General features: G+C 62.1%; 18 protein-coding genes. 11 read left to right on the top strand and 7 right to left on the bottom strand.

Annotation, left to right across the window (positions count from 1 at the left end; all coding sequences use genetic code 11):
* Positions 1–33: 33 nt before the first annotated feature.
* Both ACX80B_RS15410 and ACX80B_RS15405 read right to left on the bottom strand, forming a co-directional pair.
* Complete coding sequence (locus ACX80B_RS15410) at positions 34–819, bottom strand: HpcH/HpaI aldolase family protein (protein WP_459297726.1); 786 nt, start codon at positions 817–819, stop codon at positions 34–36.
* Positions 816–1454, bottom strand: a complete 639-nt coding sequence (locus tag ACX80B_RS15405) for a hypothetical protein (protein WP_459297724.1) — start codon at positions 1452–1454, stop codon at positions 816–818. Before ACX80B_RS15405 ends, ACX80B_RS15410 begins: the two co-directional genes overlap by 4 nt.
* A 147-nt stretch (positions 1455–1601) precedes the next feature.
* On the opposite strand from ACX80B_RS15405, the gene ACX80B_RS15400 reads away from it, so the two are divergent.
* Complete coding sequence (locus tag ACX80B_RS15400) at positions 1602–2456, top strand: SDR family oxidoreductase (protein WP_459297722.1); 855 nt, start codon at positions 1602–1604, stop codon at positions 2454–2456.
* Positions 2457–2555: 99 nt separating this feature from the next.
* Here ACX80B_RS15400 and ACX80B_RS15395 read toward each other — a convergent pair whose 3' ends face one another.
* Entirely contained in the window at positions 2556–2825 is a 270-nt protein-coding gene (locus ACX80B_RS15395) for a GlsB/YeaQ/YmgE family stress response membrane protein (RefSeq protein WP_459297720.1), read from the bottom strand.
* A gap of 157 nt (positions 2826–2982) precedes the next feature.
* Here ACX80B_RS15395 and ACX80B_RS15390 point away from each other — a divergent pair, with 157 nt between their 5' ends.
* The 4 genes from ACX80B_RS15390 to ACX80B_RS15375 all read left to right on the top strand — a co-directional run bounded on the left by ACX80B_RS15390 (position 2983) and on the right by ACX80B_RS15375 (position 7794).
* Positions 2983–3864, top strand: a complete 882-nt coding sequence (locus ACX80B_RS15390; protein WP_459297718.1) for a potassium channel family protein — start codon at positions 2983–2985, stop codon at positions 3862–3864.
* Positions 3865–3984: 120 nt separating this feature from the next.
* Positions 3985–4992 (top strand): cation diffusion facilitator family transporter, encoded by a 1008-nt coding sequence (locus ACX80B_RS15385; RefSeq protein ID WP_459297716.1) that lies wholly within the window; start codon positions 3985–3987, stop codon positions 4990–4992.
* A gap of 133 nt (positions 4993–5125) precedes the next feature.
* On the top strand, positions 5126–6196 hold the full coding sequence (locus ACX80B_RS15380) for a lipid II:glycine glycyltransferase FemX (protein WP_459297714.1): 1071 nt from the start codon (positions 5126–5128) through the stop codon (positions 6194–6196).
* Between the two features lie 125 nt (positions 6197–6321).
* The gene (locus ACX80B_RS15375; RefSeq protein WP_459297789.1) at positions 6322–7794 is read left to right on the top strand and encodes a threonine/serine exporter family protein; all 1473 of its coding nucleotides are present in this window, start codon (positions 6322–6324) and stop codon (positions 7792–7794) included.
* A gap of 29 nt (positions 7795–7823) precedes the next feature.
* Here ACX80B_RS15375 and ACX80B_RS15370 read toward each other — a convergent pair whose 3' ends face one another.
* Positions 7824–8507 carry a uracil-DNA glycosylase gene (locus ACX80B_RS15370; protein WP_459297712.1) on the bottom strand — a complete coding sequence of 228 codons (684 nt, stop codon included), beginning with the start codon at positions 8505–8507 and terminating at the stop codon, positions 7824–7826.
* A 214-nt stretch (positions 8508–8721) separates the two neighbouring features.
* Between ACX80B_RS15370 and ACX80B_RS15365 the strand changes: the two genes are divergently transcribed.
* From ACX80B_RS15365 to ACX80B_RS15340, 6 genes are all read left to right on the top strand, one after another.
* Positions 8722–8997 carry a DUF3263 domain-containing protein gene (locus ACX80B_RS15365; RefSeq protein WP_459297787.1) on the top strand — a complete coding sequence of 92 codons (276 nt, stop codon included), beginning with the start codon at positions 8722–8724 and terminating at the stop codon, positions 8995–8997.
* 41 nt (positions 8998–9038) lie between these two features.
* Positions 9039–9722, top strand: coding sequence for a LytR C-terminal domain-containing protein (locus tag ACX80B_RS15360; RefSeq protein ID WP_459297710.1), 684 nt, complete (start codon positions 9039–9041; stop codon positions 9720–9722).
* Positions 9723–9869: 147 nt separating this feature from the next.
* Entirely contained in the window at positions 9870–10058 is a 189-nt protein-coding gene (locus ACX80B_RS15355) for a cold-shock protein (RefSeq protein WP_459297708.1), read from the top strand.
* 16 nt (positions 10059–10074) lie between these two features.
* The gene (locus ACX80B_RS15350) at positions 10075–11376 is read left to right on the top strand and encodes an ABC transporter substrate-binding protein (RefSeq protein WP_459297707.1); all 1302 of its coding nucleotides are present in this window, start codon (positions 10075–10077) and stop codon (positions 11374–11376) included.
* A gap of 272 nt (positions 11377–11648) precedes the next feature.
* Positions 11649–13286, top strand: a complete 1638-nt coding sequence (gene groL / locus ACX80B_RS15345) for a chaperonin GroEL (protein ID WP_459297705.1) — start codon at positions 11649–11651, stop codon at positions 13284–13286.
* Between the two features lie 172 nt (positions 13287–13458).
* Positions 13459–15006 carry a threonine/serine exporter family protein gene (locus ACX80B_RS15340; protein ID WP_459297703.1) on the top strand — a complete coding sequence of 516 codons (1548 nt, stop codon included), beginning with the start codon at positions 13459–13461 and terminating at the stop codon, positions 15004–15006.
* A 67-nt stretch (positions 15007–15073) separates the two neighbouring features.
* Here the strand turns inward: ACX80B_RS15340 and ACX80B_RS15335 are convergent, their stop codons facing one another.
* From ACX80B_RS15335 to ACX80B_RS15325, 3 genes are all read right to left on the bottom strand, one after another.
* The gene (locus tag ACX80B_RS15335) at positions 15074–15367 is read right to left on the bottom strand and encodes a WXG100 family type VII secretion target (RefSeq protein WP_459297701.1); all 294 of its coding nucleotides are present in this window, start codon (positions 15365–15367) and stop codon (positions 15074–15076) included.
* A gap of 104 nt (positions 15368–15471) precedes the next feature.
* Positions 15472–16986 (bottom strand): sensor histidine kinase, encoded by a 1515-nt coding sequence (locus ACX80B_RS15330; RefSeq protein WP_459297699.1) that lies wholly within the window; start codon positions 16984–16986, stop codon positions 15472–15474.
* 3 nt (positions 16987–16989) lie between these two features.
* On the bottom strand, positions 16990–17745 hold the full coding sequence (locus tag ACX80B_RS15325; RefSeq protein WP_459297697.1) for a response regulator transcription factor: 756 nt from the start codon (positions 17743–17745) through the stop codon (positions 16990–16992).
* Between the last annotated feature and the right edge of the window lie 33 nt (positions 17746–17778).

Here is a 17778-nt window from a genome sequence, read left to right as displayed (position 1 = left end):
CGGCAGTCCCCTCGCGGCAGGTCCCGCTTCGGGCTACCCGGCTGGGCGGTTCCTGCCCTGTCCGGCGAGCAGATCCCCGGCAGCCGCTTGCAGCAGCGATACGTCCGTGGCCGCCGCAATCCGGCCGAAGCCCATGGCCCTGAACGACTCAAGGTGGTCCGGATTGGTGGTGAAGACGCCGCTCCCGATGCCATGCTCCCGGCAGACGCGGACAACCCGCTCAAGATGATGCCCGCCCGGTCCGGGATGGCGCTCGCCGTCTGGGATGCCTTCACCGTCTCCGACCAGCAGGCCATCGATGGTGGTGCCCAGGTCGATGGAGAGATCGAGCGGACCGACGAAGATGAAGCCGATCCCGGGTACTGCTGCAATTTCTTCGAGGTTGCGCAGCGCCCGGGCGGTTTCCACCATGACCCCGACCTGAACCGACGCGTTGGCTTGCTCGACTGATGGGAAGCCGCGGCCGCGGTGGACCTCGAACGGCCCCCGGCTGCGGTCCCCGGAGGGCGGGTACAGGCAGGCGCGCACGGCCCGTTCCGCTTCGGCTGCGGAATTGACCATCGGAACGATGACGCCCGCCGCCCCGGCATCGAGCGTACGGCCGATCAGGGCGGCGTCGTTGGCCGCCACCCGCACCAGGACCGGTGTCTCCAGCTGCCGTGTCATCGCCATTGCCTCGGTGACAGCGCCGTCGTCGTACTGGCCGTGCTGGGCATCCAAGCACACCCAGTCGAAGCCGGAGCGCAGCAGAAGTTCGACGACGGCGGAGCTGGCCAGCATCGACCACCCGCCCAGCAATGGAGTGTCGCTTTGGGTCATGGGGAATCGTCCAGTTCCTGTGCTGTTTCGGTGGCGCGCCGCCGCAGCTCGTGGCGGGCTTCGAGAGCGGCGAGGGCCTTTTCGGGGATGGCGATCAGTCCGTCAACCGCCTTCCGCAACTGCCGGTAGGCACCTTGTCTTTCCCCGGGCGAGCTCGCCTCATCAGCGGCCACGTTGAGCAATTGGCGGGCCGTCAGCAACCGCTGCTGTTCATCGGGTGTGAAATGTCCGCGCTTGACCCGCTTCGCTTCCGCTTCGGCAATCAGGAATGCCTCCTCGAATTCGCGCACCGCATGTCCGTACTCGCTGCCGGCGGCTTCCTCGTGATGGCCGGCTGCGGAACCGGGCCTCAGTCTGCCGGCAGCGCGCATCGCCTTGACCATAGCCACTGTATGCGGCTCGCGAAGGTCCGTCATCACGGGGTAGTCAATCAGCTTTTCCAGATCCAGTTCGTATTCCGACCAGCGGCGGAAAATCTCGTCGTGGAGGGCAAACGTTTCCTCCCAGGACCGCTGGATGCGGGCTTTGCGGTCGCGCCGCCAATTCAAGCCGAAGTGCAGTCCGTGGCCTTCCGGTTCGTCCTGGTCCACCCATTGCCCCGAAGCGAGAAAGCGCGGCGACTCTGGCTCCTTCACAGTGCCTGCCTCCCCTCCCACGGTAATGCTTCCAGTTTTCCCGGTCCGGCGGTGATGTCAAGCTGGACGGGATGCGGTACCGTCGGCGGAATTGATGCAGCCGACGGGTTGTTCGCATCGGTAGAGCCAACGCAGGAGAGGAACTTCATGGTTGAGAAGGTAGCCGATATCGCAGTAACCGGATCCACCGGCGCTCTGGGAGGCCGTGTGGCGCAGATCCTGTCCGACGCCGGACTGCAGCAGCGGTTGCCGGTGCGCGACATCAGCCGCGCTCCGCAACTGCCGGGTGCGGCCACAGTGCGTGCCACTTATTCGGACAGGGATTCGGCCGAAACGGCGCTGTCCGGCGTGAAAGTGTTGTTCATGGTCTCCGCCTCGGAAACCGCCGACCGCGTGACCCAGCACAGGACCTTCATCGACGCGGCGAAGGATGCCGGCGTCGAACATATTGTTTACACGTCCTTTCTTGGCGCCGCCACGGATGCGACGTTCACACTGGGCCGGGACCATTGGGCAACGGAGGAGCACATCCGTGGAAGCGGCCTTGGGTTCACCTTCCTGAGGAACAACTTCTACCAGGACATCATGCCTATGTTGGCCGGCGATGACGGCGTTATCCGCGGCCCAGGCAATCACGGCCGGGTGTCTGCTGTGGCGAGGGACGATATTGCCCTTGCCGCCGCCGTCGTACTTCAGGATCCGGGTCCGCATGCCGGCCGGACCTACAATCTCACTGGGCCGGAGGCCCTGACCTTCGCCGAGATCGCCGCAACCATCAGCGACGTGACCGGCAGGGATGTGGGTTATTACAACGAAACCGTGGAAGAGGCCTACGAATCCCGGAAGAAGTGGGACGCACCGGGCTGGCAGTACGATGCCTGGGTCAGTACGTATACGGCTGTCGCCAAGGGAGAGCTGGACGGAGTCAGCGGTGATCTCGAGGCACTTACCGGGCGGACCCCGTTGACTTTCCGGCAGTTCCTTGAGGGTGGGAAGTCCTGATCTCTGCGACAGGCGTCTGATCGATACGAGATGGTAAAGGCAGGACGTGGCCCCCGGTCCGATGGGCCGGGGGCCACGTGACGGTGAGCCAGCGTGCGGTTAGGTCCGGGCGTGGCCGCGGTTGGTGATGAATCCCCAAATACCGAGGACCACCAGTGCTCCGACCAGCGCGACGAGCCAGGTCTGGAGCGACCAGAATTCTTCGAGTCCGACCCCGAAGATTGCTGATCCGAGCCATCCTCCGAGGAGGGCCCCAAGTACGCCCAGCACCAAGGTGGCAATCCAGCCGCCGCCTTGCTTTCCAGGCAGGATGAGCTTGGCCAGCGCTCCCATAATGAGGCCAAGAATCAGGAACCCGATGATACCCATGTGTCCTACTCCTTAATGGATACTGCTACCTGAATTACCCTGACCGCGTCACGCTTTGGCGACGTGGTAGAGGTGGGAATCAAGTCGATTTCCCACGTGTACTAAGGATACTTCTTAATGCACGGTTTTATGGGGTCAATACGATTACAGTCTTTGCATGGAGTGGTTGTTTACGATTCTCGGAATTGTCGTGGCCGCGGTGGGGTTGAACGACGTTTTCCAGACCTTGCTGCATCCCAGTGGGCGCGGCGGACTGAGCCGGATGGTGGTCACGTCGGTGTGGTGGATTTCGAGGAGCCTGAAACGCAAGCCTGGACCGTTTACCGGTCCGCTGGCCGTGGTGTCGGTAATCGGGATCTGGGCTTTATTGCAAACCGTTGGGTGGGCGTTGATTTACTATCCGCATATTCCGCAAGGATTTTCTTATGCTCCGGGTCTTGATGAGTCCAGATACGCGGACATAGCCGAGGCGTTTTATGTTTCTTTGGTCACCCTTGGAACACTCGGCTACGGGGACGTTGTCGCCGTCGACAATTGGTTGCGGTTGGCGTCACCGCTGCAGGCCATTACCGGCTTTGCCCTGCTTACGGCAGCGGTGTCCTGGTTCATGCAGATTTATCCGGCGCTTGCCCGGCGCCGGGCCCTGGCTGTCCGGCTGAACCTGCTGCGAAGGGCCGACTACGCCAGCCAGTTGAGCGATGTGGATTCAGCGATCGGCAGCCAGTTGTTGGAGACCTTGGCTACGGATATCGTCCAAGTCCGTGTGGACCTGACGCAGAATGCTGAAACATATTACTTTCCCGAAGCGCAGGCGGAAACTTCGTTGCCTGCAATGATTTTCTTTGCGTCGGAATTGTGCGAAGAAGCGCGACTTTCACAACGGCCCGATATCCGCCTCGGAGGTCTGGTCATGTCCGAAGCATTGGACGATCTGGCCGAATATATGAGCGGCAAATTCATCGCAAAAGGCGACACTACCAAGGAGGTCTTTAAATCATTTGCTGCGGACCATGGATATACGTACGGATCGACGAGCTGAACTGCCATTTCGATAACGACAGTATGCTGACTGGTTCTGCTAGAGTGCGGAGCAGCAGCCGCGCCAAAATTGGTTTTCGGAGGTGACCGGAGAAATGCCGGGAAGTCAGAGGCTGGCATCATGAGCCAGGAAGGCAAGACTGCCCGTTTCGGCCATACCGAGCTTCCAGAGGAGCAGCAGGCGGCGCTGCGCAAAGCGATCAAATGGGAATGGATCACCATCTCCTTCCTTATCGTTGCGGTCGTCATCGTTTACCTTGTGCTGGGTAACTCGCAGGCTATGAAAGCGGCCTGGATCGAAGATCTGCTGTCGTTCCTGCCACCAATTGCTTTCCTCGTGGCATGCCGCATCATCCGGCGCGCTCCAACCGAGCAGCACCCTTATGGATTCCATCGCTCCGTCGGGATTGCCCATCTGGTTGCCGCCGTTGCCCTGCTGGTTATGGGTGGCTATCTGGTGGTCGACTCCGGTATCGCGCTGATCACCGCGGAGCATCCGACCATTGGCGGCATCACTCTGTTCGGGCAAACGTTCTGGCTGGGCTGGCTGATGATCGGTGCGATGGCGTTGACTGCTGCGCCGCCGGTGTATCTGGGCATGGTCAAGATGAAACTTGCCAAGAAGCTGCACGACAAGGTGCTGTACGCGGATGCGGATATGAACAAGGCGGACTGGATGACCGCCGTTGCGGCAGCAGTCGGCGTGGCAGGTATCGGCATTGGCTGGTGGTGGGCGGATTCCGTGGCTGCGCTGATCATCTCCGCGAGTATTTTGAACGACGGGATCCGGAACCTGCGGGGTGCCGTGGGAGGGCTGGTCGACACCCGGGCCCGGACCTACGACGACTCAGAACCGCACCCGCTCAGCGACCGTATCGATGCTTACCTTGGTGCCCTGGACTGGGTGGCGGAAGCTGAATCCCGAATTCGTGATGAAGGCCACGTGTTCCATGTCGAGTCGTTCGTGGTGCCCAACAAGGAACTGGCTCCGTCAATGAGACACCTCGAGCAAGCACGGAAAGCCTGCATTGAGATGGATTGGAAGGTCCAGGACATGGTGATCGTCCCGGTTGCGGAACTGCCTGAGGAATTTCTCCCAGGATTGACTGCCGCCTGGGGAGAGCGCTAGACAGAGTACGATTTGTGCGGGGCCTGTCGGCGACAGAAGCTGGACAGAGCCAAGGCGATGACGAAGGCGCAACGCCGTGCCACCAGCGCAGCTGGAATGAAATCAATGGCTGAAAGAAGCGAAGCGAGGAACTGTGCCCGAATTTTCCGCACGACTGGCCACTGCCGACGAGATCGCCGACTGGGATTCACACGTCACCTCGAATCCGAACGGCGGCAATGTACTCCAGTCGACGCCCTTCGCCGAGGTGAAGCAGTTGCAGGGATGGCGTCCGGTACATCTCGTATTCGAAGGTCCCTACACCAGCTACAACCTGGTGCTGGAAAAGGCCTTTCCGGGACTCGGAAGCCTCTGGTACATGATCAAGGGACCGGACGTCGCGGAACCGGCCGATGTGCCGGACATTACGGATGCGGCGGCGGCGCTGGTGAAGCGGCTCCGGCTCAACGTCTTCGCAGTCAAGGTGGAGCCCGACGTCGTCGCCACGGAAGAAATCCGCGCATTCTTTATCCGGTCCGGTCTGCTCAAAACCTTCAATATTCAACCCAATGATTCGACGGCGCTGCTGGACGTCAGCCCGGAACCGGAGGAGCTGCTGAAAAACCTGCACTCCCGCGGCCGGAACGCCGTCCGCCGTGCCATCCGTGAGGGTGTTGAAGTGCACAACATGGAACCGACGGAGGAAAACTTCCGGGCCATGTTCGGGCTGATGGGCCAGGCACAGCAGGGTCAGCTGACGGCAACGCTGCGGTCCTTCGAGTACTACCGGACCTTCTGGCGGAAGTTCGTTGACGCCGGCTTCGGCCGCATGCTGTTCGTTTACGAGGACGGTCAACCGTCGGTCGGTGCGTTCGTGATTAAGTACGGCTACAAGGGCACCTATAAAGACGGCGGTTCGACGCCGCGGCGCTCGCAGTACGGTGACTCCCACCTGCTGCAGTGGACGGCGATTAGCCAGCTCAAGGAACTGGGCGTGACGGAGTATGATTTCTGTGGAACGCCGCCGGCGGCCAGGCGCAAGGACAAGGACCACCCGCAGTACGGTCTGGGCTTGTTCAAGACCAGCTTCACCAAAACTGTCACCGATTTCGTAGGTTGCTATGACCGCGTGATTAGTCCCGTGAAGTACCGTGTTTGGAGCACTATCGGTGAGCGTGTTGCCCGCCAAGTGTATTGGCGGAAACATCACCAGCCATTCTATTAAAAATGACGGTATTGCCGGCCGGAACGTGACGTTGCCGGCGGTACCCAAGCAGCACTGAGGAGGGGTTCTTGGAGGATAAGACGCCCGGCCGCACACGGAAGGGCAAGCGGCCAGCTCCAGACAAGATGGCGCTTCCCCAGGAAACGAATCCTGCCACGGGTGGAACACGGCCGGTGCAGGCGGTCTCGCAGCCGCGGACGAATTATCCGGCCCGGCAGATGCTCCGCAAACTGGTGCAGGGCGAGTCGCCGCCGACGGCACCAATGAGTCTCGTGGACCGGTTGGTTGGCAGTCCATACGCCAACCCCACCATCCAGGTCGGCGGGGTTGACGCCAATGCCCGGAAGACCCTCGACTTTGCCCTGAACCTGGCCGAGTCCATGTTCCGCTACGGTGCCGGCGCGCTCGAAGTGGAGACCAGCATCATCGCCGTCACCGCGTCGCTGGGTCTGCGCAACGTTGAGGTGGACATCACCAACCAGTCAGTGGTGATCAACTACGCCCCGAAGGACCGCACCCCGATCACCGTGATGCGGGTGGTCCGCTCGTGGACCAATAACTATGCCGGCCTGTCGCTGGTGCATCAGTTGGTTACGGAGATTATCGACGGCGACATGACCCGCGGCGAGGCAGCCAACCGTCTGGGGGAGATCACCACCAGCCCGAAGCCGTTCGCAAAATGGATGGTGACTTTCGCCGTCGGAATCTTCGGGGCGGTGATTGTCGCCATTATCGGTGGCGGAATGACTGCCTCTGCTGTGGCCTTCGGCAGTACAATCCTCGTCAACATCCTCGCCCGGCAGCTGGGACGGTGGCGGGTGCCGGAGTTCTTCACCACCGCAGCCAGTTCCGCCGTTGTCACGTTTATCGCTCTGCTGTGCTGGTGGTTAACCATGCCGATCTCGCCAGGACTGGTGATCGCTGGCGGCATTCTATTGCTGCTGCCCTCCGGCCGGCTCGTCTCCGCCGTGCAGGATGCGATCAACGGGTATCCCGTCACCGCTGCAGGACGCCTGCTCTCGGCATTTTTGACCTTCGGAGCCGTGGTGTCGGGAATTGCCGTGGGCCTGGTCGGCGGTGTGATGATGGGCCTGCCGCGCCTCGACGTTACCGAGGCAACGCCGCCGCTCTACAATTTCTGGGTATTGACCCTGCTGGTGCTGATCGCCGGCGCGATGATTGCCGTTATCGAACAGAGCAAGGCCACCCTGCTGCTGCCCACTGGACTGGTGGCAGTCCTCGGGTACTTCGTCTATTCAGCCGCCTTGAACCTGGGCATCGGCGAGCGGTTGGCACCGGCGATGGCGGCGGTGGTGATTGGTTTTGCCGCCAGGATTGTCGCCTTGCGGCTGCGTTCCCCGCAGCTTGTGGTGGCTGTACCCGCGGTGCTCTACCTGCTGCCCGGACTGCTGATTTTCCGGTCCATGTACATCTTCACGATCGAGGAAACCGGAAGCCTGAACGGGCCGTTGGGAATTTTCAATGCACTGACGGTCATCCTTGCGATTGCCGGCGGCGTGGTCCTCGGCGACAACCTCGCCAACCCGGTCACCAAGGGTATGGGTGCCAATGAGCGGCGCCGCGGACGACGCCGGTAACTCAGTTCGGACGGCGGCGGTAGCTCAGTTCAGCGCAGGCGCCAGTCCACCGGCCCGGCTCCTTGCGCCTGCAGGAGTTCGTTGGCCCGGCTGAACGGCCGTGAGCCGAAGAAGCCGCGTGAAGCCGACAGCGGACTCGGATGGGCGGATTCGATCCGCGGCGTATCGCCGAGCAACGGAACGAGTTTTTGCGCATCCCGGCCCCAGAGGATGGCCACCAGCGGCTGATTGCGTCCCAGAACAGCCTGGATAGCAGCTTCGGTGATCGCTTCCCAACCCTTGCGGCGGTGTGATCCGGTCTCACCCGGACGGACGGTGAGCACCCGGTTCAGGAGCAGCACACCTTGATCACTCCACGCGCTAAGGTCGCCATGCGGGGCGGGTTCAATGCCTAGATCCGCATGCAGTTCCTTGTACATGTTGTTCAGGCTCCGCGGCAGCGGCCGGACATGCGGTTCGACCGAAAACGCCAGGCCGATGGAGTGTCCCGGCGTCGGATACGGATCCTGGCCGACGATCAGGACCTTGACGTTGGCGAGCGGACGTTGAAAGGCCCGGAGGACGTGTCCACCGGCCGGCAGGTACTGGTAACCCATTCTGAGCTCTTCCCGCAGGAACTCTCCCATCGCGTGGATATCCTGCTCGACCGGTGCCAATGCCTCGGCCCAGTCCGGTGCCATCACCTCTGAAAGGTCAGTGCCGTCGTCGTGCATATTTCCATCATTGCCGATGGCGGCGGGTACAGGCGAGTTGCGCCCGGCACCGCGGGCGGCGCGCCGGTACGAATGACACGGCTGTTATTTCCAACTACCATGGGGAGGTAATTCATGGCGGAAAACAATGATGGAGTGTGTCGTGGCAGCAGCTCAGGCATCCGGATCCCAACCGGCAGTATCCCCGGGGGCCGGCACGGCTAAGGCTTTTTCCATTGACACTGAATACAATCCGGACAGCGACTTAGGCGAGCGGGAGCAGCGGATGCTCGCCCTTGAACGGCAGTGGTGGAAGTACGCCGGGGCCAAGGAACAGGCCATCCGGGAGCTGTTCGACTTGTCAGCCACGCATTATTATCAGATCCTGAACGCGCTGATCGATACCGAGGCCGCACTGGCCCACGATCCCATGCTGGTCAAGAGATTGCGTAGACTACGTACGTCTCGTCAACGCGCACGTACTGCACGGCGGCTTGGAAACGAGGCGTAAGCCACCGCAGCAGCCAGCAATCACAAGGACATCAGCCGACTATGAGCAATTACCCTCGGGACGAGTTTGACCGGGTCCCGGAATCCTCATCGCGTCAGGGAGTTCACCGCGAACGGATGGAACAGCCGAAGGGCGGGGGACTGGCGATCGTCATCTCGGCAGGTGTGATCGCCCTCTTGATCGGCGCCGTGGCATACTTCGTCCTTCCCAACCTCAATCTTCCGGGCGGCTCCCAACCGGTTGCGACCCAGGGCGCGGCTTCGCAGGCTACCGACGAACCTGTGGAAGCGATCAACGACGACGAGAACAAGCAATCGTCCGGGCCCAGCGAGGAGCCCGAGGGCGGTGCGGCCCCGGCGGTGAGCGAAGCCCCCGCTGAGGAGACGGAAGAGCCGGCGGAGTCGGAAGCGCCTTCAGAGTCTGCCGAACCTTCGCCGGAGGCTGCGGCGGTCGACAAGACCACTGGCGTCGTCGTTCTGAATTCAACGACCGTGCCCGGTTTGGCCGGCAACGCCAGCAGCCGGCTGACCGCCTCCGGATGGCCGGTCACGTTCACGGGTAATTGGGCCGGCGCACCGCAGGCAAGTTCCGTGGTCTTTTACAACGGTCCCGATCAGTTGGCCAACGCGCAGGCAATTGCGGGTTCGCTGGGGATTGAGCAGCTTGTGGATACTGCCGATTTTCAGCAACCGCTGACCGTAGTGCTCGGACCCGGCTTTAGCTAAAGCCGCTGAATCGTTACGCCTCGATAACGTTCCGCGCGCCGCCGCCGTCGTTTCCGGGGACCGGCGAATAAAGTGATTGCATGCCCCGGTCAGTGAGACCGCCGCAACGGGGCATGACAGTCTGGAGAAGGTACGGCGCAGGGAACTGTGAAATGGTTCAACGCGGAAAAGGGGTACGGCTTCATCAGTGTCGATGAGGACGGTTCCGAAGTGTTTGTTCATTGGTCGGCTATCGAAATGGACGGGGATCGTGCCCTCAATGAAGGACAGCGCGTCCAGTTTGATATCGCCGAGGGCCATAAAGGCCCGCAGGCCGAAAGCGTAAGGCCGCTCTGAGCGGCCTGGTCACGCCATGGCAGCCGTAAAAACAGGCCGGAACAGGGTGGTCAACGCCTCCGCAACCGTGGCGATGGTGGCCGCGTTGGCGGTGGGTATGTCTGGATGCGGTCAGCCACAGCCGAATCTCAGAATCGCCGATACGCAGGCCAAAGGCAACGGTGTGCTGAAAATCGGGATGATCCTGGAAAGTACCGGAGAGCAGAAGTTCCTGAACGACTCCCAGCGGGCAGCGGTGCAGTTGGCCGTCAGGGAAATCAATGATGCAGGCGGGCTCAACGGCCAGCCGGTGAAACTGCTTCCTTCGCAGGGTGGCGAGGCCGCGGTTGTGGCCGCGCAGGACTTTATTGACGGCGGCGCCGACGTCGTCATCGGCCCCACTGATTCCTCGCATGCGCCTGCAGCAGCCGACATGTTGAGCGATGCCGGGACGGTACTGATTTCCCCTTCCAATGGTGCAGCGGCTTTGAGTGACTATTCCTCCGGGGGCTTCTACTTCCGCACTTATCCTTCCCATGTCCTGGAAGGCGCGGCGCTGGCCGATCAGCTATGGAAGACGGGAAAGCGGGACGTTATGGTCCTGCACGACGAATCGGCCTATAGCGCCACTGTCACCGAAGCCCTGAAGGAGGAACTCGCCGGCAAGGTAACATCGCCGGCCTTGGTTTCCACCGCCGGAGATCCCGGCCAGGCAGTCGCGAAGGCCGTGGACGCAAAGCCGGACGCCGTCGTCGTCATAGCCCGTGAAGCGCGGACCGTCCTGGAACAGCTGACCGCGTCCGGAATAGCACCTTCGACGTTGTTCCTGGGCAGCGCCGCCACCGGGAACTATCACGAGGAGCTGCCGGCCGGAGCGCTGAAGGGCAGTCACGGAATCCTCGCGGGAAGCATGCCGTCGACACCATTCCAACGACGAGTCCTCACGGTGAACCCGGACCTCGAACATCTGACCTTTGCGGCGGAGGCTTACGACGCGGTTATCCTGGCTGCGCTTGCTGCGGCCGATGCTGATGACGACGCCGGGGCGTCCATCGCTGCCCACCTCCTGGCGGTCTCGGGTAATCACGAGTACACGGATGGTTCTTCCGTTTCCTCCGGTCCGGCGGCAACGGAGTGTTCCGGCTTCGCGGAGTGTGTTGCCCTGCTGGCCGAGGGCAAACGGATCGACTATCGAGGACAATCCGGTCCCACCACCTTCGATGCGGACGGCGACATTACCCGGGCGAAGTTCCAGCTGTACGAGTACGGCGCGAACGGCCGGGCGGTAGCAACGAAGACGATAACGGCAACCACAGGGGAAACAGATCCGGAGGAATAGGAAGCCCCAGTTGCGCGGGCGGCGAACAAGGGCGCTGCAACGCCGCCACAGCTTGCACTCCGGGGGCCTGAGTGCTAATTTTTGGCTTAGCACTCTTACCGGTTGACTGCTAAGCAGCGCTGGGCTGGAGTGGAACAGTAAACCTCTGTGGTGAGGGCCGGCGCGAGGCGTAAAGAGATCGCCGCGTGTCAGTCCGTCCGTCGCGGGCATCGCAGCAGGTCTGTGCTCTTTATAGCTGACAGTGGAACTGTCCAGGAGGGACATCAGCCGTTATGGCCAAAATGATTGCATTTGACGAAGAGGCACGCCGTGGCCTCGAGCGGGGTCTGAACATCCTCGCTGACGCCGTCAAGGTCACCCTCGGTCCGCGTGGCCGCAACGTGGTCCTTGAGAAGAAGTGGGGCGCTCCGACGATCACCAACGATGGTGTTTCCATCGCCAAGGAGATCGAGCTGGACGACCCGTACGAAAAGATCGGCGCCGAGCTGGTCAAGGAAGTTGCCAAGAAGACCGACGATATCGCCGGTGATGGTACGACGACGGCCACCGTGCTGGCCCAGGCATTGGTCAAGGAAGGCCTGCGCAACGTCGCGGCCGGCGCTGACCCGCTGAGCCTCAAGCGCGGCATCGAGAAGGCCGTTGAAGCAGTGACCACGGAACTGCTGGCCTCCGCCAAGGAGATCGAGACCAAAGAGCAGATTGCTGCCACGGCTTCGATTTCCGCCGGCGACACCGCCATTGGTGACCTGATTGCCGAAGCCCTCGACAAGGTGGGCAAGGAAGGCGTCATCACCGTCGAGGAGTCCAACACCTTTGGTCTGGAGCTCGAGCTCACCGAGGGCATGCGCTTCGACAAGGGCTACATCTCCGGTTACTTCGTGACGGATGCCGACCGCCAGGAAACCGTACTGGAAGACCCGTACATCCTGATCGTCAACTCCAAGATCTCCAACGTCAAGGACATGGTTTCCGTCCTGGAGAAGGTCATGCAGTCCGGCAAGCCGCTGCTGATCGTCGCCGAGGACGTCGAGGGCGAAGCCCTGGCCACCCTGGTCGTGAACAAGATCCGCGGCACCTTCAAGTCCGTAGCCGTCAAGGCTCCCGGATTCGGTGACCGCCGCAAGGCTCAGCTGGCGGACATCGCCATCCTGACCGGTGGCCAGGTTATTGCCGAGGAAGTCGGCCTGAAACTGGACAATGCCGAGCTCAGCATGCTCGGACAGGCCCGCAAGGTCGTTGTCACCAAGGACGAGACGACCATCGTCGAGGGTGCAGGCGACGCCGACGAGATCGCCGGCCGTGTCAGCCAGATCCGCGCCGAGATCGAGAACTCGGACTCCGACTACGACCGCGAGAAGCTGCAGGAGCGCCTGGCCAAGCTGGCCGGCGGCGTTGCAGTTATCAAGGCCGGTGCAGCCACCGAGGTGGAGCTCAAGGAGCGCAAGCACCGCATCGAGGATGCCGTCCGCAACGCCAAGGCGGCTGTGGAAGAAGGCATTGTCCCCGGTGGTGGCGTGGCTCTGATCCAGGCTGGCGTGAAGGCATTCGCCAACCTGCAGCTTTCGGGCGACGAGGCAACCGGTGCGAACATCGTCAAGGTTGCTATTGATGCTCCGCTGAAGCAGATCGCATTCAACGCTGGCCTCGAGCCGGGCGTTGTGGCCGACAAGGTCCGCGGCCTGGACGTTGGCTTCGGACTCAACGCAGCAACCGGCCAGTACGAGGACCTGCTGGCCGCCGGTGTGGCCGACCCGGTCAAGGTGACCCGCTCTGCCCTGCAGAACGCGGCTTCCATCGCCGGTCTGTTCCTCACCACCGAGGCAGTTGTCGCCGATAAGCCTGAAAAGGGCGGCGGCGGAGCCCCGGGCGGCGACGACATGGGCGGCATGGGCGGTATGGGCGGCTTCTAGTCCCCACAAGCTCAGCTTTCGGTTTAGCCGAGCGCAACGAAGGGCGCGGCATCCACTGTGGATGCCGCGCCCGACGCGGTTAAGCCGGCGGTGTGGATAGTGCCGGCAGTGTTCGCCTAACGTCTTAACCAGCAGCGGGACCGCGGCTTTGAACAGCAGGAAGGAGTGATCTGTGGAGGACAAGTCCTCAAAGGGGAATGTCTCAGGCGCTGCTTCCGGCGGCGGCCAACGGCCGGACCCGTCCACCTTGCAGGGACAGCAGAGCGCCAAACCGCCTTCCATAACCCGCAGCCGGCCGTCTCCGGCACGGCTGGCCGGAGGAAAGGGCCGCGAGAGCGACGCCCGCCGCGTCCTGCGCCGGCTGGTGCGGGGTGAGACGCCGCGTCCGCCACAGAGCTTGGTCGACAGTCTTGGCGGCGGCCCCTATGCGCAGGCGAAGAGCCGTGCGGTTGCGGATACCGACTCGCGCGAGACGGTCGATCTGGCACTGCGCGTGGCAGAAGGCATGCTCCGGTTCGGAGCCGGTGCGTTGGAGGCTGAATCAAGTATTGTCGCTATCGCGGCCGCATATGGATTGCGCGAGATCGAGGTCGACATCACCAACCAGTCCGTGAAGGTGAACTACCCCGACACCAGTTCAGAGCCGGTCAGCATGATGCGGGTGGTCCGGTCCTGGTCACAGAACTATGCCGGCTTGGCCTACATCCACCAGTTGGTCAGGAAAATTGCGACCGGCGAATTGACCCGCCCGGCGGCCCTGCAGGAGTTGCAGGACATCATGACCCGGCCGAAGCCGTTTGCCAAATGGATGGTGATAGCGGCCAGTGCAACGGCGGCGTCGGCACTGACCGGCGTTCTCGGCGGTGGTCTGGTCGATTGTATGGCTGCTATCGTCATCACCCTTATCGTGCAGTTCCTGGCCCGGCAGCTCGGAAGCTGGAGGTTGCCGGAATTCTTCACGATGGCGGCCTGCTCCGCGTTCATCACGCTGGCCGCCATTGCGATACTGCGGATGGGTCTGCCGGCCGGTACCGGATTCATCGTGGCCGGCGGCATCATTCTGCTCCTTCCGACCGGCCGCGTTATTTCCGCCACCCAGGACGCTATATACGGTTTCCCGGTCACAGCCGCAGGCCGGTTCTCCTCAGCGTTCCTGGTGCTGGGGGGACTCGTTTCCGGCATTGCCGTGGGAGTCGTTACCGGTGCCTTGCTGGGGTCGGGACGGATTGATGTTACCGAAGAGGGCGCGGTTATCAGCCCCTTCCTGCTGGGTGCTCTGCTGGTGCTTGCTTCCGCGATGCTGGCCATCGCGGAGCAAACGAAGCCCAGCTATGTTTTGCCGACCGCTGCTATCGGACTGGCTGGCCTGCTCGTCATGAACGGTTACATCGCCCTCGGGGTGGGGAACTTGCTGGCGCCGGCCGTTGGCGCCACTGTCGTTGGTATTGGATCCAGGCTGGTTGCCAGTTGGATGCATACTCCGCAGTTGGTGCTGGCCGTACCAGCGGTGACTTTCCTCCTGCCCGGGTTGCTGCTGTTCCGGTCAATGTATGGCGTCACCGTCGAGTCCGTGAATTCGGTCGAAGGATTCGTCGGTCTGTTCAACGCGCTCACGGTTACTCTCTCGATCGCCGGCGGCGTGGTCCTGGGGGATAATCTGGCCCGGCCGTTGACCACCGAAGCCGGCTGGCAGGAGCGCCGCCGTAACCGGCGCCGCTAAGGCCGGTTCCCGGGGTTGTCCCTGCCGGTATGAGAGACGAGCAGGACCGGAACCGGGTGAACGCCGGTCAGCCCGCGGTAAACATCCTGGTGTTCGCTTGTTCTGCCTGCGCGTACTGCGTGGCTGCGGTGGAAAGGGCCGTATTGATACTCTCCAGTGACGCTTCCACCTTCATTTGGGTTGCACGCCAGTCGACGATCAATCCCTGGAACGTCGTGGAGGCGGCACCGGTCCAGCTGCCCTGAAGTTCCTGCAGTCCGCGCTGCATCGTTTCCACTTCTGTCCGGATACGCTCCACCGATCCCCGGACCGCGGAACTCTTGAGCTGTAGTACTTCGCTGTCAACATTGAACTGTGCCACTTGGCTGCCTCCTGTTTGTGTTCGCCTGTGATTCAAGGCTAATTTCACAAAGGACGCGCCGCCAGGGGCAATGCTTCAACTGTGGATAACTATCAGCAGGCCGGTCAGCGACCGAAATCGACCGAGCGGGAGGTGGGCTCAATGACCTCGACAGAATCGGAGTCGGGGCCGGTACGTGCATCTGCTCCGCCGGTGTGGGACGCAGGGTGCACATAAGGCAGCCGGATCGACATCGTCGCTCCGCCACCTTCTGTTTCCTCCAGCCGGACGGTGCCGTCGTGCTGGGCGACGATCGCGGCAACAATGGCCAGTCCTAGACCGGTACCGCCGGTTTCGCGGGTTCGCGAGGTATCTGCACGGTAGAAACGTTCGAAGACCCGGGCCGCCTCCGCATCGGAAATGCCGTGACCGTGGTCGCGGACTTCGATGATCGAGTCTTTGCTGTCATCTATGACGCGTTGTACGCCCACGGCAATTTCGATCGGGGTGCCGGGAGGGGTGTAGCGGAGCGCATTCGTCACCAGGTTCGCCAGAACCTGGCGAAGACGGGCCTCGTCGCCGGCGGTTGGCGCACTGGCGGGCCTGCCGCCGTCGAGCGATATCACCCGGATGTTGCGGTCCTGGTCACTTGCCATGGCGTCCGTGGCGGAGTCATGGGCAAGATCGAGCAAATCCACCGGCTGCATTTCGAGGGGCCGCTGCTCATCGATGCGGGCGAGCATCAGCAGGTCCTCCACCATTTGGCCCATCCGCTTGGCTTCGTTCTCGATCCGGCCCATCGCCGTCGTAATGTCTTCATCGCTCTGAAGTGCACCATGCCGGTACAGCTCGGAGTAGCCACGGATTGTCACCAGCGGGGTGCGCAGTTCATGGGAAGCATCCGCCACAAAACGGCGCATCTTCTTCTCGGACGCGGTGCGGGAGGAAAACGCGGCCTCAATATGGGCCAGCATCGCATTGACGGATTTGCTGAGCCGGCCCACCTCAGTGGACGGGTTCTCCACCCGTACACGCTGCGAGAGGTCCCCTGCGGCAATGGCGGAGGCAGTTCTCTCCATTCTGGCGAGCGGCCGGAAGGAACGCGCAACGGCCATATACGCGATAGCGGCCGCGGCCGCCGTCGCGAGGAGGCCACCGGTCAGGATGCGCCGGGTGGCACCTGCGATAACGGCTTTGGTGTCATCGAGCGGCAGGGCAATTGCCACGCTGCCTTCCCCGCTCTCCAAGGGATACATCCGGACGCGCCAGCCGTCGCTGTCTTCGGCTGTGCCAGTGACACTGAAAGCATCTGTGCCGCGGGCTCTGACTTGTTCCAAGGATGGCGTGCCGATCTTGGGCTCATCTGCGCTCTCAAAGGCAATCAAATGTTCGCCGCTGGGGCTGAGCAGGATGCCATGGTAATTCGTCAGCGTCACCTGCGATGAGTCCGTCATGCCAAAGAGCCGGTCGGAGACGCCCTGCCGGTTGGCTTCCAGATCCTCGTCCAGCTGGTCGGTCAGAAAGTCCTGCAGGAACGTAATGGTCAAGATGCAGGTCACGCCTACGACGATCACCATCAAGGCGGACATGATGGTGATCAGCTGCGCTCGCAGCGACGAAGATCTCCAGAGCTTAACCAAGGCTTAGCGCTTCTCGGCCGTCCGCAACAGGTAACCCACCCCGCGTTTGGTCTGGATCAAAGCCGGCGCATCAGGATGGGCGTCGATTTTCCGCCGAAGGTAGGAAATATACGATTCGACAATGGATGCGTCTCCGTTGAAGTCGTACTCCCAAACGTGGTCGAGGATCTGCGCTTTCGAGAGCACCCGGTTGGGGTTCAGCATCAGGTAGCGGAGCAATTTGAACTCGGTGGGGGAGAGGTCGATGTTCTCGCCGGCACGGCGCACTTCGTGGGCATCGTCGTCGAGTTCAAGGTCATCGACGCGGATGATGGCGTCGTCTTCCTCCAGCGGTGCGGTCCGCCGCAGGACCGCTCGGATGCGGGCCACGACCTCGTCGAGGCTGAACGGTTTGGTTACGTAGTCGTCACCACCAACCGTCAGTCCGGTGACCTTGTCTTCGGTGTCATCCTTGGCTGTCAGGAACAGGACCGGGAAATGCCGGCCTGCTGCGCGGAGTTTGCGGGTGACGGTAAAGCCATCCATATCCGGAAGCATCACATCCATGACGGCGAGATCCGGGTTATGCTCCTCGACAGCGGTGAGGGCGTCGCGGCCATTGGCGGCAGCAACGACGTCGAAACCGGCGAAACGCAGCGAGGTGGCAAGCAGTTCACGAATGTTGGGCTCATCATCTACAACCAGCAGTTTTGCTTCAGTGTCAGTTCTCTTCACAATTCCATCCTGCACGGCGAGTCTGTGTGTTTGCTGGGAACACATTGGGAGCGGATGTGGTGGCTCGCCCCGATAATG

The organism is Arthrobacter monumenti (assembly GCF_054511255.1).
This window is presented reverse-complemented; position numbering and strand designations above follow the sequence as displayed.

Bases quoted from the DNA above. Each gene is read 5' to 3' on its own strand.
- ACX80B_RS15360 (WP_459297710.1), top strand. From the start codon at position 9,039: ATGAGCAATTACCCTCGGGACGAGTTTGACCGGGTCCCGGAATCCTCA.
- ACX80B_RS15390 (WP_459297718.1), top strand. From the start codon at position 2,983: ATGGAGTGGTTGTTTACGATTCTCGGAATTGTCGTGGCCGCGGTGGGG.
- ACX80B_RS15400 (WP_459297722.1), top strand. From the start codon at position 1,602: ATGGTTGAGAAGGTAGCCGATATCGCAGTAACCGGATCCACCGGCGCT.
- ACX80B_RS15325 (WP_459297697.1), bottom strand. From the start codon at position 17,745: ATGTGTTCCCAGCAAACACACAGACTCGCCGTGCAGGATGGAATTGTG.
- ACX80B_RS15385 (WP_459297716.1), top strand. From the start codon at position 3,985: ATGAGCCAGGAAGGCAAGACTGCCCGTTTCGGCCATACCGAGCTTCCA.
- ACX80B_RS15395 (WP_459297720.1), bottom strand. From the start codon at position 2,825: ATGGGTATCATCGGGTTCCTGATTCTTGGCCTCATTATGGGAGCGCTG.
- ACX80B_RS15410 (WP_459297726.1), bottom strand. From the start codon at position 819: ATGACCCAAAGCGACACTCCATTGCTGGGCGGGTGGTCGATGCTGGCC.
- ACX80B_RS15370 (WP_459297712.1), bottom strand. From the start codon at position 8,507: ATGCACGACGACGGCACTGACCTTTCAGAGGTGATGGCACCGGACTGG.
- ACX80B_RS15350 (WP_459297707.1), top strand. From the start codon at position 10,075: ATGGCAGCCGTAAAAACAGGCCGGAACAGGGTGGTCAACGCCTCCGCA.
- groL (WP_459297705.1), top strand. From the start codon at position 11,649: ATGGCCAAAATGATTGCATTTGACGAAGAGGCACGCCGTGGCCTCGAG.
- ACX80B_RS15375 (WP_459297789.1), top strand. From the start codon at position 6,322: ATGGCGCTTCCCCAGGAAACGAATCCTGCCACGGGTGGAACACGGCCG.